27 protein-coding genes are annotated in these 25,756 nt (G+C 70.0%); 12 read left to right on the top strand and 15 right to left on the bottom strand.

What is annotated here, in order from left to right; translation table 11 throughout:
- Positions 1–2 precede the first annotated feature (2 nt).
- Positions 3–989 carry an ABC transporter permease gene (locus tag ABC337_RS08495; RefSeq protein WP_364138303.1) on the bottom strand — a complete coding sequence of 329 codons (987 nt, stop codon included), beginning with the start codon at positions 987–989 and terminating at the stop codon, positions 3–5.
- Between the two features lie 366 nt (positions 990–1,355).
- Positions 1,356–1,997, bottom strand: a complete 642-nt coding sequence (locus tag ABC337_RS08490) for a TetR/AcrR family transcriptional regulator (RefSeq protein WP_412884342.1) — start codon at positions 1,995–1,997, stop codon at positions 1,356–1,358.
- A gap of 118 nt (positions 1,998–2,115) precedes the next feature.
- Here ABC337_RS08490 and ABC337_RS08485 point away from each other — a divergent pair, with 118 nt between their 5' ends.
- From ABC337_RS08485 to ABC337_RS08475, 3 genes are all read left to right on the top strand, one after another.
- On the top strand, positions 2,116–2,679 hold the full coding sequence (locus tag ABC337_RS08485; RefSeq protein ID WP_412884343.1) for an NAD(P)H-dependent oxidoreductase: 564 nt from the start codon (positions 2,116–2,118) through the stop codon (positions 2,677–2,679).
- A 112-nt stretch (positions 2,680–2,791) separates the two neighbouring features.
- A complete protein-coding gene (locus ABC337_RS08480) occupies positions 2,792–4,084 on the top strand; it encodes an aminotransferase-like domain-containing protein (protein WP_412884344.1) in 1,293 nt (430 codons plus the stop codon).
- A gap of 42 nt (positions 4,085–4,126) precedes the next feature.
- The gene (locus ABC337_RS08475) at positions 4,127–4,558 is read left to right on the top strand and encodes a universal stress protein (protein WP_412884345.1); all 432 of its coding nucleotides are present in this window, start codon (positions 4,127–4,129) and stop codon (positions 4,556–4,558) included.
- Between the two features lie 33 nt (positions 4,559–4,591).
- On the opposite strand, the gene ABC337_RS08470 is transcribed toward ABC337_RS08475, so the two are convergent.
- Entirely contained in the window at positions 4,592–6,193 is a 1,602-nt protein-coding gene (locus ABC337_RS08470) for an AMP-binding protein (protein WP_412884346.1), read from the bottom strand.
- A 233-nt stretch (positions 6,194–6,426) separates the two neighbouring features.
- On the opposite strand from ABC337_RS08470, the gene ABC337_RS08465 reads away from it, so the two are divergent.
- Positions 6,427–6,765 carry a hypothetical protein gene (locus ABC337_RS08465; RefSeq protein ID WP_400159663.1) on the top strand — a complete coding sequence of 113 codons (339 nt, stop codon included), beginning with the start codon at positions 6,427–6,429 and terminating at the stop codon, positions 6,763–6,765.
- 105 nt (positions 6,766–6,870) lie between these two features.
- Here the strand turns inward: ABC337_RS08465 and ABC337_RS08460 are convergent, their stop codons facing one another.
- The 4 genes from ABC337_RS08460 to ABC337_RS08445 form a co-directional block, all read right to left on the bottom strand.
- Positions 6,871–8,397, bottom strand: a complete 1,527-nt coding sequence (locus ABC337_RS08460) for a dihydrolipoamide acetyltransferase family protein (protein ID WP_412884347.1) — start codon at positions 8,395–8,397, stop codon at positions 6,871–6,873.
- A gap of 11 nt (positions 8,398–8,408) precedes the next feature.
- On the bottom strand, positions 8,409–9,389 hold the full coding sequence (locus ABC337_RS08455) for an alpha-ketoacid dehydrogenase subunit beta (protein ID WP_412884348.1): 981 nt from the start codon (positions 9,387–9,389) through the stop codon (positions 8,409–8,411).
- Positions 9,386–10,624: a pyruvate dehydrogenase (acetyl-transferring) E1 component subunit alpha gene (gene pdhA, locus ABC337_RS08450; RefSeq protein WP_412884349.1), complete on the bottom strand. Its 1,239-nt coding sequence runs from the start codon at positions 10,622–10,624 to the stop codon at positions 9,386–9,388. The genes ABC337_RS08455 and pdhA overlap by 4 nt, the downstream gene beginning before the upstream one ends.
- 146 nt (positions 10,625–10,770) lie before the next feature.
- Positions 10,771–11,889, bottom strand: a complete 1,119-nt coding sequence (locus ABC337_RS08445) for a histidinol-phosphate transaminase (protein WP_412884350.1) — start codon at positions 11,887–11,889, stop codon at positions 10,771–10,773.
- Positions 11,890–11,948: 59 nt separating this feature from the next.
- Between ABC337_RS08445 and ABC337_RS08440 the strand changes: the two genes are divergently transcribed.
- A complete protein-coding gene (locus ABC337_RS08440; RefSeq protein ID WP_290257213.1) occupies positions 11,949–12,374 on the top strand; it encodes a phage holin family protein in 426 nt (141 codons plus the stop codon).
- Here ABC337_RS08440 and ABC337_RS08435 read toward each other — a convergent pair.
- Together ABC337_RS08435 and ABC337_RS08430 are read right to left on the bottom strand one after the other, a co-directional pair.
- On the bottom strand, positions 12,319–13,767 hold the full coding sequence (locus tag ABC337_RS08435) for an alpha/beta hydrolase family protein (protein ID WP_412884351.1): 1,449 nt from the start codon (positions 13,765–13,767) through the stop codon (positions 12,319–12,321). The two genes, ABC337_RS08440 and ABC337_RS08435, sit on opposite strands and share 56 nt — an antisense overlap.
- Complete coding sequence (locus ABC337_RS08430; RefSeq protein WP_412884352.1) at positions 13,767–14,066, bottom strand: hypothetical protein; 300 nt, start codon at positions 14,064–14,066, stop codon at positions 13,767–13,769. Before ABC337_RS08430 ends, ABC337_RS08435 begins: the two co-directional genes overlap by 1 nt.
- 233 nt (positions 14,067–14,299) lie before the next feature.
- Between ABC337_RS08430 and purB the strand changes: the two genes are divergently transcribed.
- The 4 genes from purB to ABC337_RS08410 all read left to right on the top strand — a co-directional run bounded on the left by purB (position 14,300) and on the right by ABC337_RS08410 (position 18,124).
- On the top strand, positions 14,300–15,751 hold the full coding sequence (gene purB / locus ABC337_RS08425; protein ID WP_412884353.1) for an adenylosuccinate lyase: 1,452 nt from the start codon (positions 14,300–14,302) through the stop codon (positions 15,749–15,751).
- A 109-nt stretch (positions 15,752–15,860) separates the two neighbouring features.
- Positions 15,861–16,748 carry an endonuclease/exonuclease/phosphatase family protein gene (locus ABC337_RS08420; RefSeq protein WP_412884354.1) on the top strand — a complete coding sequence of 296 codons (888 nt, stop codon included), beginning with the start codon at positions 15,861–15,863 and terminating at the stop codon, positions 16,746–16,748.
- A 40-nt stretch (positions 16,749–16,788) separates the two neighbouring features.
- Positions 16,789–17,487, top strand: coding sequence for a histidine phosphatase family protein (locus tag ABC337_RS08415; protein WP_412884355.1), 699 nt, complete (start codon positions 16,789–16,791; stop codon positions 17,485–17,487).
- A gap of 133 nt (positions 17,488–17,620) precedes the next feature.
- The gene (locus ABC337_RS08410) at positions 17,621–18,124 is read left to right on the top strand and encodes a GNAT family N-acetyltransferase (protein WP_412884356.1); all 504 of its coding nucleotides are present in this window, start codon (positions 17,621–17,623) and stop codon (positions 18,122–18,124) included.
- 29 nt (positions 18,125–18,153) lie between these two features.
- On the opposite strand, the gene ABC337_RS08405 is transcribed toward ABC337_RS08410, so the two are convergent.
- The 3 genes from ABC337_RS08405 to ABC337_RS08395 form a co-directional block, all read right to left on the bottom strand.
- Positions 18,154–19,341 carry a 4-hydroxybenzoate 3-monooxygenase gene (locus ABC337_RS08405; protein ID WP_412884357.1) on the bottom strand — a complete coding sequence of 396 codons (1,188 nt, stop codon included), beginning with the start codon at positions 19,339–19,341 and terminating at the stop codon, positions 18,154–18,156.
- A gap of 102 nt (positions 19,342–19,443) precedes the next feature.
- Positions 19,444–20,220 (bottom strand): IclR family transcriptional regulator, encoded by a 777-nt coding sequence (locus ABC337_RS08400; protein ID WP_412884358.1) that lies wholly within the window; start codon positions 20,218–20,220, stop codon positions 19,444–19,446.
- A 30-nt stretch (positions 20,221–20,250) separates the two neighbouring features.
- Positions 20,251–21,291 (bottom strand): FUSC family protein, encoded by a 1,041-nt coding sequence (locus ABC337_RS08395; RefSeq protein WP_412884963.1) that lies wholly within the window; start codon positions 21,289–21,291, stop codon positions 20,251–20,253.
- Positions 21,292–21,531: 240 nt separating this feature from the next.
- Here ABC337_RS08395 and mscL point away from each other — a divergent pair, with 240 nt between their 5' ends.
- Positions 21,532–21,978, top strand: a complete 447-nt coding sequence (mscL, locus tag ABC337_RS08390) for a large conductance mechanosensitive channel protein MscL (RefSeq protein ID WP_412884359.1) — start codon at positions 21,532–21,534, stop codon at positions 21,976–21,978.
- Between the two features lie 17 nt (positions 21,979–21,995).
- Here the strand turns inward: mscL and ABC337_RS08385 are convergent, their stop codons facing one another.
- Positions 21,996–22,991, bottom strand: a complete 996-nt coding sequence (locus ABC337_RS08385) for a diacylglycerol/lipid kinase family protein (protein ID WP_412884360.1) — start codon at positions 22,989–22,991, stop codon at positions 21,996–21,998.
- Between the two features lie 214 nt (positions 22,992–23,205).
- Here ABC337_RS08385 and ABC337_RS08380 point away from each other — a divergent pair, with 214 nt between their 5' ends.
- Together ABC337_RS08380 and ABC337_RS08375 are read left to right on the top strand one after the other, a co-directional pair.
- Positions 23,206–23,424 carry a hypothetical protein gene (locus ABC337_RS08380; RefSeq protein ID WP_412884361.1) on the top strand — a complete coding sequence of 73 codons (219 nt, stop codon included), beginning with the start codon at positions 23,206–23,208 and terminating at the stop codon, positions 23,422–23,424.
- Positions 23,425–23,548: 124 nt separating this feature from the next.
- Positions 23,549–24,175 carry a hypothetical protein gene (locus tag ABC337_RS08375; RefSeq protein WP_412884362.1) on the top strand — a complete coding sequence of 209 codons (627 nt, stop codon included), beginning with the start codon at positions 23,549–23,551 and terminating at the stop codon, positions 24,173–24,175.
- Between the two features lie 46 nt (positions 24,176–24,221).
- Here the strand turns inward: ABC337_RS08375 and ABC337_RS08370 are convergent, their stop codons facing one another.
- Together ABC337_RS08370 and ABC337_RS08365 are read right to left on the bottom strand one after the other, a co-directional pair.
- Positions 24,222–25,043 carry an IclR family transcriptional regulator domain-containing protein gene (locus ABC337_RS08370; RefSeq protein ID WP_412884363.1) on the bottom strand — a complete coding sequence of 274 codons (822 nt, stop codon included), beginning with the start codon at positions 25,041–25,043 and terminating at the stop codon, positions 24,222–24,224.
- 25 nt (positions 25,044–25,068) lie between these two features.
- Positions 25,069–25,755, bottom strand: a complete 687-nt coding sequence (locus tag ABC337_RS08365) for a 3-oxoacid CoA-transferase subunit B (RefSeq protein ID WP_412884364.1) — start codon at positions 25,753–25,755, stop codon at positions 25,069–25,071.
- Between the last annotated feature and the right edge of the window lies 1 nt (position 25,756).

Below are 25,756 nucleotides of genomic sequence, written 5' to 3'. Positions count from 1 at the left end.
GGCTACTGCACCCGCACTCTCGGGTCGACAAGGGTGGTGGCGAAGTCGGCGAGGATCGCGCCGATCGCGAAGATCACGGAGCCGTAGGCCAGGGTGGCCGTCGCCGCGTTCACGTCCTGGAGGGCGATCGCGTCGATGCTCCACGAGCCCACGCCGTGCCAGGCGAAGATCTTCTCCGCGAAGAAGCCGCCGGCGAAGATCGCCGGGATGGTGAAGGCGATGCTCTGGGCCACCGGGATGAAGGAGACGCGCAGGGCGTGCCGGGTGATGGCTTGGTTGCGGGTCAGGCCCTTGGCGCGGGCGGTGCGGACGAAGTCGGCGTTGACGTTGTCCAGCAGGTACTGCCGCTGCGCGATCTGGTAGGCGCCCCAGCCCACAATCGTGATGGCGAAGGTGGGCACGGCGTAGTGGGCCAGCATGTCCAGGAACTGAACCCAGCCGTCGCCCTCCAGCCCGGGGGTGGAAATGCCGGTGACGAAGAGGATCCGGTCACCCACGGTCTCATTGATGTTGATGGCCCACAGCTGCACCAGGAAGTACGCGATCGGCGCGGGCACGATGTACACCAGGTAGCTGTAGGAAGTGATGGCGCGGTCGGAGAACTTGTACTGCCGGGCCGCGGTGTAGACACCGAGGGCGACGCCGATGATCAGGGTCAGGATGATCGAGGCGAGGAAGAGCCGGGTGGAGATCCAGACCCGGTCGCCGAACTCTGCGTTGATGTAGGCGCCGTTGGGGCTGCGGCCCCAGTCCCAGCGGGTCACGATGCCGGTGAGCCAGTCCACGTAGCGTTCCCAGGGGCTCAGCGCGGGGTCCAGGCCCTTAAGCCGGAAGGAGTTGGCGACCTGCTCGGGGGTGGGGCGCGGGATGCGTTCCTGTTCCAGCAGCGCCGGCTGGAGGCTGGTGACCGCCAGGAAGTATCCGGCACTGGTGGTCAGGAAGATCATGACGACGTAGGTGACGGCCCGTTTGGCCAGGTAGCGGAGCATGCGGCTACGTCAGGCTGGCCGTCGGCTGTGCTGCGGAAAAGGGCGCCGCCGGGCGGGGCAGGCGCGCCCGTCCTGGTGCCGGGTTAATGAGTTCGTTCACAGCGCGAATCCTTCCGTAGTCCCCGCGTGACGGGGGGTCTCCGCCGTCGGTCCGGGATCAAGGCCAGCAGGTGCGTGGCCACCCGCAGGCCCTTCGGCCAGCCTCGTAAGGCAGTATGTTGCGGGTCACATTCCAGAGGAAACTACCACATAGAAATCGCGCCGCCGGGCGGGAAATGCGCCAATCCGGGACCGTCACTACCAGATCGTTATGAATAATTCCCTTGAATTGATTTGACTTGGCGGACGGCCGGAACAGGGCGTACCCTACGCGGCGCCGACTACCCGGACGGCCAGCTCCCGCCAGGACTCCGCCAACCGTTCCGGGGACACCTGGTGCACCCGGACGGCGTAGAGGATGCGCTCCGGCTCGAGCGTCACGCTGAGCGATCCGGCCATCAGCCAGGGGTCAGCCGTGAAGCCCGCCTCACGCAGCAGCATCTCCAGGTGGCGCTGCCAGAGGACGGCGGCCGGGACGTCGAACCGGTTGTAGGGGGATTCATCCGCAGCTCGGGCCAGGTCGCCGAATTCCAGCACCCAGCGGATCCGGGCGGCGCCCACGGCCACCAGCCGGTCCAGGGGCGGGGCACCGGGGCCCAGGGGCGGCGGACCGAACATGAACCGGCCCTGAAACTCCGCCTCGGCGTCGCTGAGCAGGCTCATCATCAGCCCGGCGCGGCTGCCGAAGCGGCGGAACACCGTGCCCTTGCCCACGCCGGCCCGTGCGGCGAGGGAATCCATGGTGAGGGCCTCCGCACCGCCCTCGGCGATCAATTCCCGGGCGGCGGCCAGCAGGAGCTCGCGGTTGCGCGCGGCATCCCGGCGCTCGGACGGCCTGCCGGCGGCAGCGGGCAGGGCGGCGTTGGGCGCGGACCCCGGCATGCCGGGGCGGAGGGGGATGTGGCTCACGCTCCACATCCTAGCCGCCGGGAATAATAAACGGACCACAGTCCGTTTACCTTCGTGAAGGCCTCCGGGCCGGTTCCATCAGCCACGCGCCGCCCACGGCGCACACGAAGGAGACTCCATGTCCAGCACCACCGTCCTCACCCTCGTCGGCAGCCTCCGCGCCGGCTCCACCAACGCCCAGCTCGCCGAGGCGATCCAGCTCAACGCGCCGGAGCAGGTGGAGGTCGTGATCCACGACAGCCTGGGTGACATCCCGTTCTACAACGAGGACATCGACGTCGAGGGCCAGGTTCCCGCCGCCGCGGCCGCCCTGCGCGCCGCCGCCAGCGAGGCCGACACGCTGCTCCTGGTCACCCCCGAGTACAACGGCACCGTTCCCGCCCCGCTGAAGAACGCCATCGACTGGCTGTCCCGCCCGTTCGGCGCCGGCGCCCTTAACGGCAAGCCCACTGCCGTCGTCGGCACCGCCTTCGGCCAGTACGGCGGCGTCTGGGCCCAGGACGAGGCCCGCAAGGCCGCCGGGATCGCCGGCGCCCGCGTCCTCGAGGACGTCAAGCTCGCCGTCCCGGGCTCCATGGTCCGCTTCGCCGAGGTCCACCCGAAGGACGACGCCGAGGTCGTGGAGCAGATCAAGGTTGTCTTCCAGGCCATCGAAGAGGCCCGCACCGCCGACGCGGCGTAGTCCCCCGCACCGGAAGCCCCCGGCTGGCCCTTGGCCGCCGGGGGCTTTCGCCTGCGCACGTTCTTGTGAACAAAAGTTTTCCCTATAACAACAAGCGCTGTATCCTGAGGGTGTGACCCACGAAACACTTGATGCCGCCGGCGCTGTCCTGCCGGCCGAGGCCATTGACGCAATCGAACGCGCGGCTACGTCCGCCCACCGCCACGAGGAACTCTTCTCGGAGCGCGCAGCAAACATCAAGCAATCGGCCGTGCGGGACGTCTTCGACATCTCCCTGCGGCCCGGGCTGGTCTCCCTCGCCGGGGGCAGCCCGTACCTCCAGTCCCTCCCGCTGGACCGGCTCGCGGAATCGGCGGCCCGGATCATCGCCGAGGAGGGCCTGACCGCCCTCCAGTACGGCGGCGGCCAGGGCACCGAGGAACTCCGCCGCCAGATCTGCGAGGTGATGGCCGCCGAGGGAATCCTCGACGCCGCCCCGGAGAACATCGTCATCACGGCGGGCTCCCAATCCGCCCAGGACGTGGCCACCAAGGTCTTCTGCAACCCCGGCGACGTGGTCCTGGTGGAGGACCCCACCTACGTCGGCGCGCTGAACACCTTCGAGGCCTACCAGGTGGAGGTTGCCACCATTCCGATGGACGGCGACGGCATCGTCCCGGAGCAACTGGAGGCTCGGATCGCCGCCCTGCAGGCCGAGGGCAAGAACATCAAGTTCCTCTACACCATCCCCAGCTTCAACAACCCCTCCGGCATCACCCTGGCTGCCGGGCGCCGGCAGCGGGTCGTGGATATATGCCGTAACGCGAATATCATCATCCTGGAGGACAACCCTTATGGGCTGCTGCGCTTCGACGGCCACCCGCTGACGCCGCTGCGGGCCGGGAACCCGGACGACGTCATCTACATGGGGTCCTTCTCCAAGATCTTCGCCCCGGGCCTGCGGATCGGCTGGGCGCTGGTCCCAGCGCACCTGCAGCGCCGCTACTACCTGGCCTCCGAGGCGGTCACCCTGTGCCCGCCGACGCTGAACCAGATGCTGGTCTCGGCCTACCTCCGCGACTACGACTGGCAGGGCCAGATCGCCACCTACCGCGGCCTCTACCGGGAGCGGTGCGAGGCGATGCTGGCGGCACTGGAGGAGTACATGCCGGAGGGGCTCAGCTGGACCCGTCCCGAGGGCGGCTTCTTCGTCTGGGTCACCCTGCCGGAGGGCATCGACACGTACCCGCTGCTGCAGAAGGCAATCGACGCCGGGGTGGTTTTCATTCCGGGCGCCGCGTTCAGCCCCTCCGACGAGCCCTCGAACAAGCTGCGGCTCGCGTTCAGCGCTGTCCCGGCCGAGGCGATCGAGGAAGGCGTCCGCAGACTGGCGCCGGTCCTGCGGGAAGCCGTCGGGGCGTTGTAGCCTGAACTGATTGTCTGGCCCGCCTGAATTAGAGGAGACCTCATGTCCGGAATCATCGTCGTCGGCGTCGACGGCAGCGAAACTGCCCTGCGCGCCGCGCATACCGCGCGCGACCTGGCCGCCTCCCTCGGTGCCACCCTCCACGTCGTCAGCGCCTTCGACAGCGACCGGACGCAGGTGTTCGGCAGCGGCAGCGACCAGTGGATCGTCTCCGACGCCGGCGACGCCGAGACGGTCGCCAAGGGCGTGGCCGAGAAGCTGCAGTCCGAAGGCACCGCCGTGACCTACTCCGCGGCGCGCGGCAAGCCCGCCGAGGCCCTGATCCAGGAGGCCGAGCGCACCGGCGCCCGGATGATCGTGGTGGGCAACCGGCGGATGCGCGGCCTGGGCCGGGTGCTGGGGAGCGTTGCGAACAGCGTGGCCCACAACGCCCCCTGCGACGTCTACATCGCCAAGACCGACTCGCCGGAATAGCGGCCCCGGGCGCCGCCGAGGCGGCTCAGGGGCTCAGGCCTGCGGCGCCGGGTGCGGATTCTTCAGCACCCGGCGCAGGATCTTGCCCGAGGCCGATTTCGGCACGGCGTCGATGAACTGCACCCGGCGGATTTTCTTGAAGGGGGCAACCTTCGCGGCCACGAAGTCCTCGACGGCGACCTCGTCCAGCGCGTCGCCGTCGGGCCCGGGCTGGCGCACCACGAAGGCCATGGGCACCTCCTGGCCGTCCTCGTCCACGCTGCCGATCACGGCGGCGTCCGCGATGCCCGGGTGCGTCAGCAGCAGCGCCTCGAGCTCGGCCGGGGCGATCTGGTAGCCCTTGTACTTGATCAGTTCCTTGAGCCGGTCAACGATCGTGACCACCCCGTCGGCGCGGACCGTCGCGATGTCCCCGGTGTGCAGGAACCCGTCCGCGTCCATCGTGTCCGCTGTCTCCTCCGGCCGGTTCAGGTACCCGAGCATGACGTTCGGGCCGCGGCACAGCAGGTGTCCGGGTGCGCTGGTGCCTTCGGCGGGAACCTCGATCTCCTCCCCGGTGGCGGGATCCACCAGGCGGCACTCCATGTTGGGGACCGTGAAGCCCACCGAGCTGACCGGGACGTCGTCGGCGTCGACCGGGATCAGGTGCGAGACCGGGCTCATCTCGGTCATGCCGTAGCCCTGGAGCACCCTGCAGCCCAGCCGTTCACCGAGCCGGGTGCCGAGCTCGCCGTCCAGCGGCGCCGCGCCGGACATGGTGGTGCGCACGGATCCGAGGTCGTACTCGGCCACCATGGGGTGCTTGGCCAGGGCCACGGCGACGGGCGGGGCGATGAAGAGGAAGCTGCAGCGCTGCTCCTGGATCAGCCGGAGGAACTCGGCCAGATCCAACCTGGGCATGGTGACCAGCCGGGCGCCTTCGCGCAGGGCCAGGTTCAGTAGCACCGTCAGGCCGTAGATGTGGAAGAACGGCAGGACCGCCAGGACCCGGTCCTCGGCGGTGACCTTGAGCAGGTTCCGGGACTGTTCGACGTTGGCCACCAGGTTGCGGTGGCTGAGCATCACGCCCTTGGGCCGGCCGGTGGTCCCGGAGGAATAGGGCAGCACGGCGATGTGGGTGGCCGGGTCGAAGCTGACCTCGGGGGCGGGCTCCCCGGCGGCCAGCAGGTCCCGCAGCGAGGGGTGGCCCTCGGCGCCGTCGAGCACCACCAGCCGCTCGGCGGGAATGCCCGCCTCCTGTGCCGCGGCGCGTGCCGCCGGCAGCAGCACCGAGACGGTGAAGAGCCAGTCCGCTCCGGCGTCGTCGAGCTGCTTGGCGGTTTCCTCGGCCGTGTACAAGGAGTTGACCGTGGTGACGGTGGCCCCGGCCCGCAGCAGGCCGTGGAAGACGACGGCGAAGGCGGGGGTGTTCGGGCAGAGGATCGCCGCGACGCCGCCGACGCCGAGGCCCCGGGCCGCGACGGCCCCGGCGACGGCGTTGACCCGGTCGCGCAGTTCCCGGTAGCTGGTCTCCGCGCCGCTGCTGCCGTCCACCAGCGCCACCCGGTCCAGGGCGGCGTCGTCGAGGCCGGCAAAAAGGTAGTCGTAGAGGCTGACGTCGGGAATGTCTACGGCGGGGAACGGACTCCGGAACACCACTATCTCCTTTGATCGGTGAGGACCGCACCGCGGCGGCTGGTGCCACTCTAATGCCGCCGGGCGCCGGCGGACAGGAGGGCGGCACTTTGACGGCCGTCACGGTGGCCCGTGGGCAGTCTCACCCGGATCCGGGCCGGGCCGGCGGTGGGCGCGGCGGTAAAATGGGAGGTGCCCCCGACGGTGCGGACAGTCCTATCCGCCCACATTTCCGGGAGAATCTTTTGCCTACTCTGCCTACTTTGCAACGCCGCCAGCTCGTCGGGCACGACATCCTGCTGGCCCGCCACGGCAACCACATCAGCGCCATGCGGGTGGACCGCGCCGCCGGGCGCGTGGTGGCCTACCTCGACGACGGCAGCGTGGACTCGGCGCCGAACCTGATTTCCCCGTCGCTGCAGATGCCGGCGACGGTGCGCAGCGTGCTGCGGGAGGACTGGAAGTTCCTCTCCATCGTCACCGGCGCGAGCTTCGGCGTGGCCGGCACCATGTTTGCCGCGGCCATCGCCGTCGCGAACTGGGGCGGCAGCCGGGTCATCGGCCAGCTCCTCTCGGGTTACTCCGGAGCGTAGAGCCTCCCGAAAGTTCTCTCACTAACGGGAAGGGGCAGGCGCCCAGGCGCCCGCCCCTTCCCGTTGGTTAGACCCGCTTAGTCGCGTCTGATTAGTCGAGCCCCGTTAGTCAAGCAGCAGCGCCGGTTCCTCGAGGATCGAGGCGACGTCCGCCATGAACCGCGCCGAGAGGTCCCCGTCCACCACACGGTGGTCGAAGGAGCCGCCGAGCGTGGTGATCCAGCGCGGAATGACTTCCCCGTCCAGTACCCACGGCTTCTGCTTGATGGTGCCGAAGGCCACGATCGCCACCTCGCCCGGGTTGATGATCGGGGTGCCGGTGTCGATGCCGAGGGCGCCGATGTTGGTGATGGTCAGGCTGCCGCCCTGCATCTGGGCCGGCTGGGTCTTCCCGGCGCGGGCCGTGGTCGCCAGCTCGTTCAGCGCCAGCGCCAGTTCCTTCAGTGAGAGGTCCTGGGCGTTCTTGATGTTCGGCACCATGAGCCCGCGCGGCGTGGCCGCAGCGATGCCCAGGTTCATGAAGTGCTTGACGTGGATCTCCGCGGAGTCGCTGCCATCCTTGGCGTCCACCCAGCTGGCGTTCACGCTGGGGTTACGCGCCGCGGCCCAGATGACGGCCTTGGCCAGGATCAGCAGGGGCGAGACCTTGATGCCCTCGAAGTCGCGTGAGGCCTTCAGCCGTTTGACGAACTCCATGGTGCGGCTGGCGTCCACGTCGACGAAGATGCTCACGTGCGGGGCGGCGAAGGCCGACTCGACCATGGCCCGGGCGGTGGCCTTGCGGACACCCTTGACAGGGACCTTCTCGATCCGCTGTTCCTGCGGCCGGCCGGTCTTGCCCCAGAAGGTGTCCGCCTTGTCCACCTCGGCGTCGCGCTGGGCCTGGTAGCTGACCAGGTCCTCGCGGGTCACCTCGCCGCGGGCGCCGGTGGGGACCACGTCGGCCAGGTCGATGCCGAGGTCACGGGCGATCTTCCGGACCGGCGGCTTGGCCAGGACCTTGGAGACGAGGCCGGTGATGGCTCCTCCGAGGGTGGGGCGAGGGTCGGCCCCGGCAACGGGCGCCTGGGGCCCGCGTCCGGCCTGGGCGACGGAGGCCGGGTCGATCCAGATGTCGTGCGACTCGACCGGCTCGGCGGGAGCGGCTGCCGCGGGGGCTGCGGCCGGGCTGGGCGAGGCGGGGGCTGCGGGCACTGCCGGGGCGGAGGTCCGGCGACGGCGCTTCACGGCGTCGGCCTTGGGGCCGGAGCCGACCAGCGGGCCACCGGCGGGGCGGCCGTCGGGTTCGGCATCGGCGCTCGGGGTGAGCGTGCCGTACATCGGGGCCGGTTCCGGTGCCTCCGGCGCCTGTGTCCGGGCGGCGGCGGGCGCGGCGGAAGCCGCGGGGGCGCCGGCGTCGGCCACGCTGATGATGGGGGTGCCGACGTCGACCGTCACGCCCTCGGCGACCAGCAACTCCGCCACCGTCCCGGCGTACGGCGACGGGAGTTCGACGATCGACTTGGCGGTCTCGATCTCGCAGAGGATGTCGTTGACGGCCACCGTGTCGCCGGCCTTGACCTTCCAGGAGACGATTTCGGCCTCGGTCAGGCCCTCGCCGACGTCCGGGAGGTTGAACTTGTTTACGGTCATGGTGCTCCCCGTCAGTAGGCGAGGGCGCGTTCGAGCGCCTCAAGAATGCGGTCGATGTCCGGCAGGTAATCTTCCTCGACCTTGGCCACCGGGTAGGGCATGTGGAAGCCGCCGACGCGCAGCACCGGGGCCTCCAGGGAGAGGAAGGCCCGCTCGCTGACGCGCGCCGCGATCTCGCCGCCGATGCCGCCGAAGGTGGGGGCCTCGTGTGTGACGATCAGCCTGCCGGTCTTCTTCACGGATGCGGTGACGGTGTCGAAGTCGATCGGTGAGATGGAGCGCAGGTCGATCACCTCGACGCTGTGCCCGTCCTCGGCCGCGGCGTTGGCGGCGGCGAGGGCCACGGGCACCAGCGGGCCGTAGGCAACCACCGTGGCGTCCGTTCCCTCGCGCAGCACATGGGCGGCAAACGGGTCGGCGGAGCGGCCCGGGGCGGCGGTGTCGACGTCGCCCTTGAGCCAGTAGCGGCGCTTCGGCTCGAAGACGATCACCGGGTCCTGGCAGTCGACGGCCTGCTGGATCATCCAGTAGGCGTCGTGAGGGTTGGACGGGGTGATGATCCGGATGCCGGCGGTGTGCGCGAACAGTGCCTCGGGAGACTCGGAGTGGTGCTCGATCGAACCGATGCCGCCGCCGTAGGGGATGCGGATGACCACGGGGACCGTGAGGTTGCCGTTGCTGCGTGAGTGCATTTTGGCCAGCTGGGTGGTGATCTGGTTGAAGCCGGGGAAGACGAAGCCGTCGAACTGGATCTCGCAGACCGGCCGGAAGCCGCTGAGGGCCAGGCCAATCGCGGTGCCGATGATGCCGGATTCGGCCAGCGGGGTGTCGACGACGCGGTCGGCCCCGAATTCGCCGATCAGCCCGTCGGTGACGCGGTAGACGCCGCCCAGGGGTCCGATGTCCTCGCCCATCAGCAGGGTGCGCGGGTTGCCGGCCAGGGTGGCGCGCAGCCCCTCGTTGATGGCCTTGGCAATGGTCATGGTGGTCATCGGCTGGCTGCCCCGTCTGTCGCTGTGCCCTGTGTCCCGGTGTCCTCGGCCTCCGCCGCCTCATCGGCGAAGCCGGCGCTGTAGTCCTCGAACCACGCCAGTTCCTCGGCCACCAGCGGGTGGGCCTCGGCGTAGGTGTTCGCGAAGGCCTGCCGGATGTCCGGGGTCTCCAGGTCGTGGGTGGTCTTTCGGACGTAGGCGGCGAGCTCGTCGCCGTCGGCCTTGACCTGCTCGAAGAAGGCGTCGTCCGCGAGGCCCTCGGCCCGCAGGTACTTCTCGAGCCGCTCCAGCGGATCCTTGGCCCGCCACTGCGCCTCCTCCTCGGAGCCGCGGTACTTCGTGGGGTCATCCGCCGTGGTGTGGGCGCCCACCCGGTAGGTGAAGGCCTCGATCAGCACCGGGCTCTCGCCCCGCCGGGCCCGGTCCAGGGCCCATGCGGTCACGGCGTGCACCGCGATGACGTCGTTGCCGTCCACCCGGATGCCCGGGAAGCCGTAGCCCTTGGCGCGGTTGGAGAGCGGAATCCGGGTCTGCACCGTGGTGGGGACCGAGATGGCCCAGTGGTTGTTCTGGCAGAAGAAGACCACGGGGGCGTTGAACGAGGATGCGAAGACCATCGACTCGTGGACGTCGCCCTCGGAGCTGGCGCCGTCGCCGAAGTAGACCATGACGGCGGCCTTCTCCCCGGTGGGGGCCAGCTTCTGCTCGCGCTGGATGCCCATGGCGTAGCCGACGGCGTGCGGCGTCTGGGCCGCCAGGACCAGCGTGTAGAGGTGGAAGTTGGTGTCCTTCGGGTTCCAGCCGCCGTTGGACACCCCGCGGAACTGCCGCAGCAGCTCGGCCAGGTCCACGTTCCGCGTCAGGGCGACGCCGTGTTCCCGGTAGGTGGGGAAGATGTAGTCCTGCGGCTGGCTGGCCCGGCCCGAGCCGATCTGCGCGGCTTCCTGTCCGGTCAGCGGCACCCAGAGGGCCAGCTGGCCCTGGCGCTGCAGCGCGGTGGCCTCGACGTCGAACCGGCGGATCTTGGCCATGTCCGCGTAGAAACCCTTCAGCTTCCCGGCATCCAGGCGGGCGGCGTACTCGGAGAACACCGGGTCCGTCCCCAGCGTCCCGTCCGGGCGCAGGAGCTGGACCATGGGGACGTCGGGGTCACCCAGGACAGCCTCGGCCTGCGCCTCTTGGCGGTCATCCGTGTCGGTTCCGTCGAACTCGGTGGAGGGCAGTTGTGTACCCATACCGTCTCCTTGCCTGCCGCATCCGGGGCGCTGCACTCGGTGGTGAATATGCCGCTCCGGGAATACATCCTGGTTGTGGCATACATGATGGCTTACTCGTCCCCACAGTACCCTCCACGGGCAGCCGCCGGGGGTGATGCTTACCGCTAGGAACGCTGCGGGGGTTTTGTATAGTTCGCACACAGTTCGAGGAAGCGGGTGTTGGCTTCCGTTTCGCCGATGCTGACCCGCACCCCCTCGTCACCGAAGGCCCGGACGGAGAGCGCCTGCTCCCCCGCCAGTGCGGCGAATTCGCCACTGTTGGCCCCGAGGTTCAGCCAGACGAAGTTGCCCTGGGCCTCCGGAACGAACCAGCCGAGGTCTCGCAGGCCTGCGGTTACCCGGTCCCGTTCGTCGACCAGGCTTTGTACCCTTTCTACAACCTGGTCGTAGTGCTGGAGGGAGGCGACCGCGGCGTCCTCGCCCAGCTGGGAGACGGCGAAGGGTGTGGCGGTGACCCGGAGGTGCTGGGTCAGCTCGGGCTGGGAGACGCTGTAGCCCACCCGGAGGCCGGCCAGGCCGTGGGCCTTGGAGAAGGTCCGGAGCACCACCACGTTGGGGTATTTGCGGTACATCTCGATGCCGTCCACGGCGTCATCGGCCCGGACGAACTCCTGGTAGGCCTCGTCGATCACGACGACGACGTCCGCGGGCACGGCGTTGAGGAACCGTTCCGTCTCTTCGGTGGTGAGGATGGGCCCGGTGGGGTTGTTCGGGGTGCAGAGCAGGATCATCTTCGTCCGGACCGTGACGGCGGCGGCCATGGCGTCCAGGTCGTGGCGTCCGTCCGCGGTGAGCGGGATGCGGACGCTCTCGGCACCGGCGAGGCCGACGCTGATGGGGTAGGCCTCGAAGGAGCGCCAGGCGTAGATGACCTCGTCGGCCTTGCCGTCGTCGTTCTGGCCGGCGAAGGTGGCCAGCAGCTGGTTCAGGGCGCCGAGGCTGCCCGCGCCGGTGACGATGTCCTCGGCCGGGACGTCGAGGAAGTCGGCGAGCGCGCCGCGGAGTTTGCTGCTGAGCGGGTCCGGGTAACGGTTGAAGTCGGTCCGCGCCGCGATGGCCTGCTGCACTGCAGGGATCGGCGGGAGCGGGTTTTCGTTGGAGGAAAGCTTGTAGCTGACCAGCCCCTCGACGGGAGCCGGCGGCTTGCCGGCTGCGTATCGGGGAAGCAGGTCTACCACCGGCCGCGGGCGGATTCCGCCGGCCAGGCTGTCAGAAGAAGTCATGCCCCCTAGCCTACGACGCCACCCTGCCCATGCGTCCGGTGATGTGACAGCATGGGGCCATGCGGTCTCTCTTTGTCCGGGTCATCGTCAATGCCCTGGCCCTCTGGGTGGCCAGCTGGATCCTGCCGGGACTGAATATCTCCACCACGGCCACCACCGGCGCCGTCGCGGACCAAGGGGTCACGCAGGGCACGGAGACCATCGGCATCATCCTGGCCTACCTCTTCATCGGCCTGATCTTCGGCCTGGTCAACGCCTTCGTCAAGCCGCTGGTCAGCCTGCTGTCACTGCCGATCACCATCCTCACCCTCGGCCTGTTCACCGTCGTGATCAACGCGGCCATGCTGTATCTGACGGCCTGGCTGAGTTCTTACACGCCGGTGCACTTCACCATTGACTCCTTCTTCTGGACCGCCGTCCTGGCGGCCATCATCGTGACCCTGGTGTCGCTGGTGGCCGGCCGGCTTCCCGGCGGCCGCCGCTGACCGTACCGCCAACGTCGGCCCCGACGCTCCCTCCTCCCGCTGGTACGGGACGCGACTCGCGGCGGAGCGCGAACCGGGTGACGGCCGCCGTTCCACCCGTACCCACCACGGCCGCGAGCGCAGCGGTGGACGCCTGCAGCGACGGATCACGGGAGACTTCGACGGCGGCGGCGCCGGCCTCGTAGTTCTCCAACCGGTGTCCCGGCCCCAGGCCGAAGTCCTTTGGCGCCGGGACGCTCAGGCTGTTGGTCAGGGTGGCCGTGACCCGGTCGCGGGTGTCCGCGTTCGGGGCGCCGTCCGCGCCGGGCACCCAATCGTCCCGGTGTTCCAAGTGCAAGCTGCTGATCCCCGGGGCGGGGCTGATTCCGCCGACCGGCGACCCGGCCGTCAGCACGTACTTGAGGTCGAATTCGGCGAGGAATGCCTTGTCCCGGCTGAGGTTCATGGCGTGAATGCCGCCCTGGCTGTAGCCGACGGCCACCAGCTGATCCCCCGCCTCCGCGCCGGCCTCGCGCAGCGCCGACCTGATGGCGGCTGTTGTTTCGACGGAGTCATAGCCCAGCGCCTCCGCGATGCCGGCCGTGTCGAAGGGATTGGTTCCGGCGGGGAGCCCGCCCAGCTGCGTCCCCGGGAGCAGCACCACCCAGGCCGGGCCGCCCGCGGCGTCAACCCTGATGACCTCGATCTCACCCGGCGTCCTGTCCACGTCCTCGGTACGGCGCAGCAGTCCGGCCGGCGTCAGGTCCACGGTTTCGGTGCTGGTCGCCCCGGCGGTGGCCGAGACCGGACGGGGCTTGAGGAAGCCGAGCCCGGGCTCGTCCGTCAGCGCCCTGACCAGGCCACCGATCGAGGCCGAGCCGGGGACCCCGGCGAGCGCTCCGGCCAGCGGGAGCGGCAGGCCCAGCAGCAGCGCCAGGCTTCCCGGTGAGGCCAGCCCGGTTTCGAACCGGTCGCGCACCCCGGGGAGGCCCAGGACCCCGCCGGTGGATCCATACTCGGGTCCGGTAAGGCCCATCCTCAGCAGCAAGGCGTTACGCGCCTCGGTGAACTCGTAATCCCGGTGGCTGGCCCTGACCTGGGAAGCGATGTGTTCCAGCTCGGCCCGGACCCTGCCGATCCCCCGGCCCGCCTCCCCCACCGCGGTGATGGCTTCACTGCCGCTGCGATAGGCATCCTCCTGATAGGGAAACAGGGACCGGCGGATCCCGTCCGCCTCCGCTTCCACGGCGTAGAGGTCCCGCACCGAGGTGTCCAGGGCTGCCGCGCCGGCCAGCAATTCCTCGAACTGGAAGGCCACGCCGCCCACCCCGCCGCGGATGCGGAGCATGCCGTCCGGGGGCGGAGCCACCGGACGGGGCACCTCGCCGGAACCGGCCGGGCTGAATTCCGTCATCAGTACCCCGTCCGCCCGGGGGCGAGGGCCACCAACCGGGCGTGGGCCAGCACCGCCGACGAGGCCTCGAGCAGGCCGTCCCGGGCCCGTCTGAGCGAGGCCGCCTGCAGCGAGAGCGTCAGCCGGTAGGCCCGCCCGGCCGGCGACTGCCAGGTCTGCAGCTCCAGCCGGGCCAGCGCCGCCAGAACGGCGTCCGCCTGCCCGGCGCACCCGGCCACCCGGGCCGCAAGCCGCTGCACCTCGGCGCTGCGGGAGGCACAGGCCGCCGCATCCCCGGCCAGCACGGTTGTGGACGTCATCGCACTTCCTCCCTTCCCCGGCTTACGCCGGCCTTACCTGCGTTCTTGCCGTGAGTTCTCTTCCGGCTGGTTAACCCCTACACATCCCGGATACACAACGACGCTAGGGCCAGGGCACCGGGGCGGACACGGCACGGTGCCGCTATGTGGACAACCTGCCGCACCCCGCCCGGGCGGCTGTCATACCACCGCCCGGCTTCGGCCCCGGCGGCACTTCGTGAAAGAATCGGACCATGCCTGAAACTGCTGCCACAGCTGAGACCCGCACGCCGTCCGGACGCCTGGCCCTGGCCGCCTCCGGCACTCCCATCGCCCTGGGACCGCTGGACGGCCGCTACCAGTCCGCCGTCGCGCCTTTGGTGGATTACCTCTCTGAAGCCGCGCTCAACCGCGACCGCGTCGCCGTCGAGGTCGAATGGCTGATCCACCTGACCGGCAACAACGTCCTTCCCGGCGCCGGCCCGCTGTCCGCGGAGCAGCAGCAGCAACTGCGGGACATCGTCACCGAGTTCGACGCCGCCTCGGTGGCCGAACTCGCCGAGATCGAAACCGTCACCGTCCACGACGTGAAGGCCGTCGAGTACTACATCGGCCGCCGCCTGCCCGGCATCGGGATCGAGCACCTGACCGCGATGGTCCACTTCGGCTGCACCTCGGAGGACATCAACAACCTCTCCTACGCGCTCGGCATCAAGGGCGCCGTCCAGGATGTCTGGCTGCCCGCCGCCCGCACGCTCGTGGCCCAGATCAGCGCCATGGCCGAGGCCAACCGCGCCGTCCCGATGCTCTCCCGCACCCACGGCCAGCCCGCCACCCCCACCACCCTGGGCAAGGAACTGGCCGTCATCGCGCACCGCCTGACCCGCCAGCTGGACCGGATCGCGCGCACCGAATACCTGGGCAAGATCAACGGCGCCACCGGCACCTACGCCGCGCACGTCGCGTCCGTCCCGGGAGCCGACTGGGAAGCCGTCGCGAAGGGCTTCGTCGAGGGTCTCGGACTTACCTGGAACCCGCTGACCACCCAGATCGAAAGCCACGACTGGCAGGCCGAGCTGTACGCCGACGTCGCCCGCTTCAACCGGATCCTGCACAACGTCTGCACCGACATCTGGAGCTACATTTCGATCGGCTACTTCGCCCAGGTCCCCGTGGCCGGCGCGACCGGCTCCTCGACCATGCCGCACAAGGTCAACCCGATCCGCTTCGAGAACGCCGAGGCGAACCTGGAGATTTCCTCCGGCCTGCTGGACGTGCTCGGTTCCACCCTGGTGACCTCCCGCTGGCAGCGCGACCTCACCGACTCGTCCTCGCAGCGGAACATCGGCGTCGCCTTCGGCCACTCGCTGCTGGCGATTTCCAACGTCGCCAAGGGCCTGGACCGCCTGGACGTGGCCGAGAACGTGCTCGCCGCGGACCTGGACACCAACTGGGAAGTCCTCGGCGAGGCCATCCAGATGGTCATGCGCGCCGAGGCAATCGCCGGCGTGCCGGGCATGGAAAACCCCTACGAGCGGCTCAAGGACCTGACCCGCGGTCAGCGGGTGGACGCCGCCCGGATGCAGGAGTTCGTCCAGGGCCTGGGCCTCTCCGCCGAGGCGGAATCACGCCTGCTGGCGCTCACGCCGGGCCGGTACACCGGCATCGCGGACAAGCTGGTCGATCACCTGATTGACGGCCGCTAGGTCATTCACGTCGAATTAACCTTCCGGCACATCCGCGTTTACGCCGCCGTCGAGGACCGGCCAGTCGTATCGTGGATTCTGGGACTGTAACCGACACGAGGAGACTCCCTTGCCGAGCGACATAGCGTCGACCGCACGGACCGTTCTGACCGACCCGGACCCTTTGGCGCCGGACGCCCCCGAATCTCCAGGGGCGGACGACGCGGCGTTGAGCCTGATGAGCTTCAACATCCGCTGCGACACCAACCACACCCTCCCCGGCCAGGCCGACTACTGGCCGGAGCGGGCACCGGCCCTGCAGGCCGTGCTCGCCGAGGAACTCCCGGACGTCCTGGGTATCCAGGAGGGTCTCGGGCACCAGCTGGCGGTGATCGAAGAGGCGCTCCCGGACCACTACCGGATGATTGGACAAGGGCGCGACGGCGGCAGCCGCGGCGAGTACTCCTGTATCTTCTACAACTCACGGCGCCTGCTGCTCCGGGCCTGGGACCAGTTCTGGCTCTCGGACACCCCGGACGTCGCGGGATCCGCCACCTGGGGCAACGACACCACCCGGATCGCCACCTGGGGCCGGTTCGAGGACAGCAGCACCGGCCGGGAGCTGATGGTCCTCAACACGCACTTCGACCACGAGTCGGAAAACGCCCAGCTGCGCAGCGCCGAGGCCATCATCGACCACACGGCCCGCTTCGAACCCGGCCTGCCCACCGTGGTGATGGGCGACTTCAACGCCCGGGCCGGCGCCTCCGGAGCGTACTCCACCCTGGTGGACAGCGGTCCGTTCCGGGACTCCTGGCTGGTCGCCAAGCGGCACCTCACCCCGGCGTACGGGACCTTCCCGAACTACAAGGACCCGGTGGTGGGCGAGAGCCGGATCGACTGGATCGCCGTCACCCCAGGCATCCAGGTGGCCGACGCGGCGGTCAACACCTTCCGCCTCGACGACCGCTACCCGAGCGACCACGCCCCGATCCAGGCCACCGTCCTCATCCCCTGACGCCCCGCTCCCTCGCAGGGTGCGGCGGTAAAATCGGGCTATGAGGCTCCTCCTGATCAGGCACGGCCAGACACCGGGCAACGTGCTCGGCCAGCTCGACACGGCCCATCCCGGCCCCGGCCTGACCGAGCTGGGCGAACGGCAGGCGGAGGCGTTGGCCCGGTCGCTGGAGCGGCTGGAGATCAGCCGCCTCTATGCCTCCACGCTGATCCGGACCCAGCTGACCGCTGCCCCGCTGGCCGGCCGCCGCGGACTGGACGTCACGGTCCTGGACGGGCTGCACGAGATCGAGGCGGGCGCGCTGGAGAAGCTCACCGACCGGGAGTCCCACCTGCGGTACCTCGGTACGGTGTTCGGTTGGGCCGCGGGCGAGCTGGACCGGCGGATGCCAACGGGTCCCAGCGGCCACGACTTCCTCGCCCGGTTCGACGACGCCGTCGCCCGGATCGCGGCGGCAGCTGCCGGGACCGCCGGCGGGGCGTCCCCCGGCGGCACGGACGACGGCGGCACGGTCGCCGTCGTCAGCCACGGGGCGGCGATCCGGGTCTGGACCGCCCTGCGCGCGGAAAACGTCGACGCAGAGTTCGCGGCCCGGCACGTCCTTGCCAACACCGGCATCGTGGCCCTGGAGGGCGGCTCCGCGGAAGGCTGGCGGATGGTGCACTGGGACGGCAGCCCCGTGGGCGGCCTGGCCCTGGCCGACCCGACGGCGGAGGACCCGGCCGGCGGCCCCGCCTGAGGTCCGTTCGGCATCCATGCACTCTGCGCCGGTGCCGCCCCGAGTTCTCCCATCCCTTACCTGCGGGAAACACCGTGGAAACCACCGCTTCCTAGCCTTGGACTGCATAACCCTTCGGTGAAACGAGGCAACGATGCAGACCAACCCGCGGCTTCACATCCGGCAGGTGCCCTGGGCGAACCCCGTGGGCGCAGACCTCCGGGCCGCCCAGCAGGCCGAGCTGGATGCCCGCTTCGGCCGCCCGGACCACGAGCCCGGCCCCGTGCCCTCCGAATCGGACTCGGCGGTCTTCCTCGTCGCCTATGACAAGGGCTCGGGCCAGCCGGTGGGCTGCGGCGGGCTGCGCCTCCTGGACTCCCGGACCGCCGAGATCAAGCGCCTCTACGTCCTGCCCTACACCCGCGGTTCGGGGGTGGCGAGCTCCATCCTGGCGGCGCTGGAGGGCCACGCCCACGCCCTGGGCATCACCCGGCTGACGGCGGAGGCGGGCTCAGTTCAGACCGACGGCCGGCAGTTCTACGCCAACTCCGGGTTCGCCCCGGTGCCGAATTTTGGGCCGTACATCGGTGTGGAGCACTCCTTCTGCTACGAGAAGACCATCGATTCCCATAGCGCGGCGCACACTGCGATGGCCTGATCCTGCTGAGCCGTGTCACGGCAGCCGTCCTACCGCGCCGACGGCCAACCGGTGTAGGCCTCGGCGAGGTAGGCGCGGCCGTGCCGGGAGGACACCACGGAGTTCAGCTCCCCCAGCTGCCGGGCGCGGGCGAAGTCGTCCGCGCCCTCGGGGGTGTGCAGCATGGAGGTCATCCAGTAGGAGAAGTGCTGGGCCTTCCACACCCGGTCCAGGGCGCGGCTGCTGTAGCGGTCCAGGAGCGCCTCCGATCCGGTCTTGTAGTAGCTGTCCAGCCCCTCGAAGAGCACCCGGACGTCCGCGATGGCGAGGTTCAGGCCCTTCGCCCCGGTGGGGGGCACCGTGTGGGCGGCATCCCCGGCCAGGAAGAGCCTGCCGTGGCGCATCGGCGCGTGCACGAAGCTGCGGAACTTCAGCACCGTCTTATCCAGCACCGGGCCTTCCTTGAGCTCAAAGCCGTTGCCGTTCACCCGGCTGCGGAACGTCTCCCAGATCCGCTCGTCGCTCCAGTTGGTGACGTCCTCGCCCGGGTCGCACTGGAAGTACATCCGCTGCACCGTCTCAGTGCGCTGGCTGATCAGCGCGAAACCGTTCTCCGAGTTGGCGTAGATCAGCTCCTCGGAGCTGCGCGGCGCCTCGGCCAGGATGCCGAACCAGGCGAACGGGTATTCGTGGAAGTACCACTTCCGGTGCGCCTCCGGGATCTGCCCGCGGCAGTGGCTGCGGGAGCCGTCGGCGCCGACAATGAACTCCGCCCGGAGCTCCACCTCGGTGCCGTCGGCGTCGGTGAAGCAGACCCGGGGGTCGCCGTCGACGTCGTGGATGGCCGTGTCCGCGGCGCCGTAGCGCACGTCCCCGCCGTCGGCCTCCCGGCGGGCGGCAAGGTCCTTGAAGACATCGGTCTGGGGGTAGAGCCACACCGATTCGCCCACCAGGTCCTGGAAGTCGATGCGGTGGCTCTCTCCGTTGAAGCGCAGCTCGATCCCGTCATGCCGGTCCCCGTCGGTGAGCACCCGGTCCGAGACGCCGCTGTCCACCAGCAGGTTCACGGTGCCGTGCTCCAGGATCCCGGCGCGGACGGTTTCGGCGATCTCCTGCCTGCTGCGCAGCTCCACCACGGTGGACTCGATCCCTTCCCTGGCAAGAAGGTGGGAGAGCATCAGGCCGGCGGGGCCACCGCCGACGATGGCCACCTGCGTGCGGACGACGTGCCGTGCCATGGGTTCCTCGCTTCGTTGCGGGGTCCGGGCGGCCCGGGGCGGGCGCGGCGCACGGACCGGATGATCACTGTTTCCCAGTCTGCCGCACGGGCGTGACCGGCGTTACACGTGTTCCGTTGAATGGATCGAGGATGCGCGGGTCTCCCCCAGCCGCCGGCCGATGCCCCGCGCGGCGGTCTGCAGCGCGGGCACCAGCGCCTGGAGCCGGACCTCGCGCACGGGAACCACGACGCCGAGCGCGGCCACCGCGCGCTTGCGGGCGTCCCGGACCGGAACCGCGATGCCCCACGTGTCCGGGTCCACCACGCCGGAGAGTTCGGCGTAACCCTGGGCGGCGGCCTGGGCCAGCAGAGCGCGGAGCTCGGCCACGCCCACCTTCCCGGCGGGATCGGCGAAGTCGCGCAGGTACGCCGCCTGGCGGGCGGGTGGCTGGTGGGCCATCAGCACCAGCCCGGCCGAGGAGAGGTGCACGGGCATCCGGCCGGCCACCTTGGCCCGGTTCGCCACCGAGCCGCGCCGGGAGAGGCGTTCGACGAAGAGGGCCTCTGCCCCGTCCAGCACTGCCAGGTTCACGTTCTGGTTGAGCACCTGCTGGAAGTCCTCCATGAACGGCATCGCCGCCTGCCGCAGGGCCAGGGTGGGCGAGTTCCGGTTCACGAGTTCCCAGAGCCGCAGCCCCAGCCGGACGGACCCGCCGGCACCGAGTTCCAGCAGCCCGTGGCCGGCCAGCTGACGGACCAGGCGGTGCGCGGTGCTCAGCGGCAGCCCGGCGCGGGCGGCGAGCTCGGAGAGCTGCAGCGCATCCGAACCCTCCGGGATGGCCTCCAGCAGGCGCACCACGCGGTCCACCACCGAATCACCCGATTCGGAATTGGCCATGCCCCACGCTCCCGCCGTCGACGTTTCCTGCTAGCGACCAGTCTTCCACTGCCGCCACAGGGCGGGCGCCAGCACCACGGCGACGCCCACCACGGCGCCGATCACGGTCTCGAAGAGCCGGTCCCGGAGCAGCACACCGGCCGGGACGGGCGCCACCAGGAGGGTGGAAATCAGGGCCAGCGGCGTGACGAAAAGCTGGGCCACCAGGTACTGGCGGGCGATGAACATCTCCGCGCCGAACTGGCAGGCGGCGATCACCAGCACCGTCAGCCAGGGTTCGGGCTGCAGCAGCAGGATGGCGGCGAGCAGCGCCAGGCCCAGGGCGGTGCCGAGGATGCGCTGCAGGCCGCGGCTGATCCGGTGCCGGGTGGTGTGGCCCACCAGGGGGACGACCGCGGCCACCATGGCCCAGTAGTTGTGTCCGATGCCGAGGCGCTGGCCGATCACGGTCGCCAGGATTCCGGCCAGGCCCGCGGCCACGAGGTAGCCGACGGCCTCCAGCCAGGCCGCGCGCCGCTCCGGCCCGGTCAGGCGGACGGGGGCGGACCAGCTCCACGGCCGGCGCCGGCCGGGGACCACGCGGGAGGACATGCCCACCAGGAGCGAGAACGCTACCGTCAGCACCGCCACCAGCATTCCCTGCCAGAGCGGCGGCTGGTGCGGGACGGAGGCGATCGCCGCGAAGGCGAAGATGTGGAACAGGGATCCCGCCGGGCGGAGCCGCCACAGGGAGACGATGAGCGAGCAGGCGCCGGCCACCAGGGTGGTCGCCGCGACCTGCAGCCAGATCCGCCCGGCCGGCGTGAACGCGGTCAGCGCGCCGGCGTGCGCGGTCAGGGCGGCCAGCAGGATCACGGCGAGCATCAGGGTTCCGGCGCGCAGCTGCAGCACCAGCCGCCGGCCGTGCGGCTCGTTGCGGCCGTAGATTCCGGCGAAGGCACCGAAGGAGGCGAAGATGGCCAGGTCCAGCCGCTGCAGCAGCACCAGGGTGATCAGCGGGACGAAGACGCCGACGGCGCAGCGGAGCGCGGGGTGGTGGTCCTTGTTGGCCGGGCCCATGGTGAAGAACATGGAGAAGAAGTCGGCGAACGGTGCGCGGCGGTCCGCGGCGGATGAGGGATGCACGGGGTGTGAGGGGCCTTCCTTTGCCATTCGGTGAAACGACGGCGGCACTGGCATCCCTGACGAGCTTACGCCCGGAAGGTCCCCGCCGCCGCCCTAAATTCCGATCAACGGAAGGCCCGTGGGGTGCTTGCGGTGGTAGCGTCGAGCGGTTGAAACACCCGTACGGCAGCATTCCCGGAGGACCCCATGCTCAAAGGATTCAAGGACTTCATCCTGCGCGGCAACGTGATCGAACTGTCGATCGCCGTCGTCGTCGGTACCGCGTTCACCGCCCTGGTGACCGCCTTCACCACCAACATCATCAACCCGATCATCGCGGCCGCCGGCGGCGTGGAGGCTCAGGGGCTGGGCTTCCACATCTGGCCGGGCAACGAGAAGACGTTCGTCAATGTGGGCGCGGCGCTGACCGCCTTCGTCACATTCCTGATCACCGCGGCGGTGGTGTACTTCATCTTCGTGGCGCCGATGAACCGGATCAACAGGATGGTCAAGAACCGGCTCGCGACGGCGGAGCCGGAGGAGAAGCCGCTCCCGGCGGACACGGCACTGCTGGCCGAGATCCGGGACCTGCTGACGGTGGTGGCCGGGACGTCCAGGGAAGAGTCACGGGACGTCCCGGCCGAACACCGCTAGCGGTCAGGCGCCAATCGCTAGGCCTGCGCGGCCTTCGTCATCCGGATGGTCAGCGCCTCGTGCTCGACGGCCACGCTCAGGTGCTTGGCCTTGCCGATGTGGTCGCCGTCGAGCTGGAATTCCTGCTCGTGGTCGAGGCTGATCTCCGCGGTGCGGCCGGCGAAGTACTCCACGGACTTGTTGTTCTTGTTCTTGCGGCCGAACATGCCGGCCAGCACGCTGAACCAGCCGAGCCGGCCCTGCGGGGCGAGCAGCAGCACGTCCAGGATGCCGTCGTCGATCTTGGCGTCCGGGAACACCTCGATGCCGCCGGTGATCTTGCCGCAGTTGCCCACCATGACGCTGCGGATGCGGCGGCGGACCGGCTGCTGGCCGTCGACGCTGATCCGGGCGCGCACCGGCTTGCCGGGCAGGTGCCGGATGCCGGCCTCCACGTAGGCCAGCCAGCCCACCCGGTCCTTGAGCTCGTCGACGGTGTTGGCCATGATGGCCGCGTCGTATCCCAGGCCGGCCATGACGAGGAACAGCTGCTCGTCCTCGCCGTGGTCCAGCCGGGCCTTGACGACGTCGACCTTGATGTTGGAGCCGGCCAAGACGTCGTGGCTGGCGGCGACCGGGTCGGTGATGTCGACGCCGACGTTGCGGGCCAGCAGGTTGCCCGTGCCCATGGGCACCAGGCCCATCGGGGTGCCGGTCCCGGCGAGGACCTCCGCGACGCACCGGACGGTGCCGTCTCCGCCCGCGGCGATGACGACGTCGACGCCGGCCTCCAGGGCCTCCCGCGCCTGGCCCAGGCCGGTGTCCTCGGCGGTGGTCTCAAGCCACAGCGGCTCGGCCCAGCCCTGCGTCTCACAGAGGTGGTAGAAGGAGGCCTTGAAGTCCTCACCGGAGGACTTCATCGGGTTGATGACGACGGCGGCGCGGCGGGCCGCTGCGGCGTCCCCTGCCGTACTGGTCTGTGCGGAACGCTCCGGGGCCGGGGTGGCCTGGGTTGCGGCATTGTTCTGTGGCATGTCGTCCTTCGGGCAGCGTGGCGGGATGGCTCCCGCAGTGAAATCTTATCCGCGGCGGCGCGCTATCCCGCGCAGCGGGGACGCCGGGAACGTGGACTCACCCCTCGGATGGTCAGTACACTGACCGTGTTCAAGGACTGAAGCGTGCCGGCCTGGCCGGAAGCCGCCCCGGAACCGCCGGGGCGTGTGCGCTTCGGACGCGGAAGGCGGCCACATGACCGAACACCAGGACCATCACACGGCGGAAGCCGAAGCCTCCAGCAGGGATCCCCACGACTGGGGCCGGGCCATGGCTCTGGCGCTGACCCGGCTGGCCGAACAACTCGATCCCGAGGGCGGCGAGGATATGCACACAACCCTGGTGAACCGGCCGCTGCAACTGCAGATCCGTGACGACGGCGAGGGCGTCACCATCACCGTCTCCACCGCGTAACCGGGTCCCGACCCGGCGGCGGGGAAACAATCCGCCGGGAATCCGTATTTTGTCCAAAGAATGTGCCAGACTGGGCGGGATTTGGCGGCCCGATGTGGCCGGAAGACTCATCTCATTTGGGGGAATGATGAACGAGCGCGCGGATTCCGACGCACACGAACACTCACTGACGAACCTCGGGGCGGAGCCCCGCTACGGCCAGCGGTGGCCCGACGGCGCGCCGTGGCCGGATTCGGCGGACCGGCGGCACACGCTGCTGCCGGCCCTGCCGTTGCCCCGCCCGCGGACCGAGACGCTCGAGAACGCCGTGCGCGGCACCGTCTTCGCCCTGGCGGTGGTCCCCGCCGGCGTCGTGCTGTGGCTGGCGCTCTGGAAGCTGGGCTGGATGGCCTCGCTGGTGTCCTTCGTGACCGCGGCCGGAGCGGCACGGTTGTACCTGGCCGGCAGCACCGGAGGCAGGGGCGGCGCAGTGACCCGGCGCGGGGCGTGGGTGGTTCTTGGCGTGACCGCGCTGACCATGCTGCTGGCGTTCTTCGGCAGCATCTGGCTGGATGTGGCCGAATACATCGGCGACCAGCCCTTCGGACTGCTCTTCGAACCGGGAGCCTGGGACCTGCTGGGCTACAACCTCACGAGCAATGCGCCCCTGGTGCAGGACCTCAAGAGCGAATTTCTGATGATGCTGCTCTTCAGCGCGCTGGGCTCGTTCTTCACGCTGCGGCAGCTCTTCGCCCGGTCCCGCCGGGTCTAGGACCCCTCACCCGCAGGATTCCTCACCCGGCGGCTCAGACGGCTGCTCAGCTCTTCGCGGAGAGGTCCGCCGAGATGAGTCCGGCGGTGGCGACGGCGGCCTCGCGGACCGAGTCGAGGTACGCCTCGGGGTCGGGGCGGGCCGCGACGGCCTGGGCCTGCAGTGAGACGTTGATCGCCGCCACCACCTTCGGCCCGTCGTGGATCGGCGCCGCCACGGACATCAGCCCGAGTTCCAGCTCCTGGTCCAGCAGGCACCAGCCCTGGGCACGGACGGTGGCCAGTTCGGCCTCGAGGCCGGCGCGGTCGGCGATGGTGCGCGGTGTCAGCGGCCGCAGTTCCGCGGTGTCCAGGTAGCGTGCCAGCTCCTCCGGCGGGAGGGCGGCCAGCAGCACCCGGCCCATGGAGGTGGCGTAGGCGGGAAAGCGGGTGCCGACGGTGATGCCGACGGTCATGATCCGCCGCGTCGCCACACGGGCGACGTAACTGATGTCCTGGCCCTCCAGCACCGCGGCGGAGGTTGATTCGCCGAGCGCCAGGGAGAGTTCCTCCAGGTGCGGCTGGGCGATCTGCGGCAGGGACAGGCCGGAGAGGTACGCGTAGCCGAGCTGCAGTACCTTGGCCGTGAGCGCGAAGTCCTTGCCGTCGGTGCGGACGTAGCCGAGCTCCACCAGGGTGTGCAGGAAGCGCCGGGCCGTGGCGCGGGTCAGGTCCGTCCGCGCGGCCACCTCGCTGAGCGTCATCTGCGGGTGCTCGGCGTCGAAGGAGCGGATGACGGCCAGGCCGCGGGCCAGCGACTGGACGTACTGGTCGCTCGCGGCGGGCGCCTCAGCGGCGCCGGCCGGGGACGGGTTCGGCTTTTCAGTCACCGCCCTACCCTATCTGCGCGGCCCGTCATTCGGGCCCGGCCGCGGTCAGCGGCACGGGGACCACGGCCTGCAGGTCCGCCAGGGTGCAGCCGAACGTCTCCCGCACCGTGACGCCATCGGGCCCGATGAGGAAGACGGCCTTGTCCGTGTAGACGCGGGTGACGCAGCCGATCCCGGTGAGCGGGTAGGTGCAGGTTTCCACAAGCTTGGAGACGCCGTCGCGGGTGAGCAGGGTCATCATCACGAAGACGTCCTTGGCGCCGGTGGCCAGGTCCATGGCCCCGCCCACGGCCGGGATGGCGTCCGGGGCGCCCGTGTGCCAGTTCGCTAGGTCCCCGGTCCCGGAGACCTGGAAAGCGCCGAGGACGCAGATGTCCAGGTGGCCGCCGCGCATGATCGCGAAGGAATCCGCGTGGTGGAAGTAGGAGGCGCCGGGCAGCTCGGTGACGGGGATCTTGCCGGCGTTGATCAGGTCGCCGTCGATCTGGTCCCCGGTGGCCTCGGGGCCCATGCCGAGCATGCCGTTCTCCGTGTGCAGGGTGACGTTCTGCTCCGGCTCGAGGTAGTTGGAGACCAGGGTGGGCTGGCCGATGCCGAGGTTGACGAAGGAGCCGGGGGCGATGTCCCGGGCCACCAGCCGGGCCAGCTCGTCCCGGCCCAGGGGCTGTTCGGAGCGCAGGAGGCTCTCCTGCCGCTCGGACTGCGTGCTCATC

It is taken from the genome of Arthrobacter phoenicis (assembly GCF_047238215.1).
GTDB lineage: Bacteria > Actinomycetota > Actinomycetes > Actinomycetales > Micrococcaceae > Arthrobacter.
The sequence above is the reverse complement of the archived record's forward strand: the minus strand, read 5'-3'. Positions and strand labels throughout refer to the sequence as shown.

Coding starts and splice junctions, on each gene's coding strand:
- ABC337_RS08405 (WP_412884357.1), bottom strand. CDS start 19,341: ATGGCACGGCACGTCGTCCGCACGCAGGTGGCCATCGTCGGCGGTGGC.
- ABC337_RS08365 (WP_412884364.1), bottom strand. CDS start 25,755: ATGAGCACGCAGTCCGAGCGGCAGGAGAGCCTCCTGCGCTCCGAACAG.
- ABC337_RS08435 (WP_412884351.1), bottom strand. CDS start 13,767: ATGACGGAATTCAGCCCGGCCGGTTCCGGCGAGGTGCCCCGTCCGGTG.
- ABC337_RS08415 (WP_412884355.1), top strand. CDS start 16,789: ATGAGGCTCCTCCTGATCAGGCACGGCCAGACACCGGGCAACGTGCTC.
- pdhA (WP_412884349.1), bottom strand. CDS start 10,624: ATGGGTACACAACTGCCCTCCACCGAGTTCGACGGAACCGACACGGAT.
- ABC337_RS08475 (WP_412884345.1), top strand. CDS start 4,127: ATGTCCGGAATCATCGTCGTCGGCGTCGACGGCAGCGAAACTGCCCTG.
- ABC337_RS08375 (WP_412884362.1), top strand. CDS start 23,549: ATGATGAACGAGCGCGCGGATTCCGACGCACACGAACACTCACTGACG.
- ABC337_RS08395 (WP_412884963.1), bottom strand. CDS start 21,291: ATGTTCTTCACCATGGGCCCGGCCAACAAGGACCACCACCCCGCGCTC.
- ABC337_RS08380 (WP_412884361.1), top strand. CDS start 23,206: ATGACCGAACACCAGGACCATCACACGGCGGAAGCCGAAGCCTCCAGC.
- ABC337_RS08430 (WP_412884352.1), bottom strand. CDS start 14,066: ATGACGTCCACAACCGTGCTGGCCGGGGATGCGGCGGCCTGTGCCTCC.
- ABC337_RS08440 (WP_290257213.1), top strand. CDS start 11,949: ATGCGGTCTCTCTTTGTCCGGGTCATCGTCAATGCCCTGGCCCTCTGG.
- ABC337_RS08455 (WP_412884348.1), bottom strand. CDS start 9,389: ATGACCACCATGACCATTGCCAAGGCCATCAACGAGGGGCTGCGCGCC.
- ABC337_RS08495 (WP_364138303.1), bottom strand. CDS start 989: ATGCTCCGCTACCTGGCCAAACGGGCCGTCACCTACGTCGTCATGATC.
- ABC337_RS08485 (WP_412884343.1), top strand. CDS start 2,116: ATGTCCAGCACCACCGTCCTCACCCTCGTCGGCAGCCTCCGCGCCGGC.
- ABC337_RS08410 (WP_412884356.1), top strand. CDS start 17,621: ATGCAGACCAACCCGCGGCTTCACATCCGGCAGGTGCCCTGGGCGAAC.
- ABC337_RS08385 (WP_412884360.1), bottom strand. CDS start 22,991: ATGCCACAGAACAATGCCGCAACCCAGGCCACCCCGGCCCCGGAGCGT.
- purB (WP_412884353.1), top strand. CDS start 14,300: ATGCCTGAAACTGCTGCCACAGCTGAGACCCGCACGCCGTCCGGACGC.
- ABC337_RS08400 (WP_412884358.1), bottom strand. CDS start 20,220: ATGGCCAATTCCGAATCGGGTGATTCGGTGGTGGACCGCGTGGTGCGC.
- ABC337_RS08460 (WP_412884347.1), bottom strand. CDS start 8,397: ATGACCGTAAACAAGTTCAACCTCCCGGACGTCGGCGAGGGCCTGACC.
- mscL (WP_412884359.1), top strand. CDS start 21,532: ATGCTCAAAGGATTCAAGGACTTCATCCTGCGCGGCAACGTGATCGAA.
- ABC337_RS08445 (WP_412884350.1), bottom strand. CDS start 11,889: ATGACTTCTTCTGACAGCCTGGCCGGCGGAATCCGCCCGCGGCCGGTG.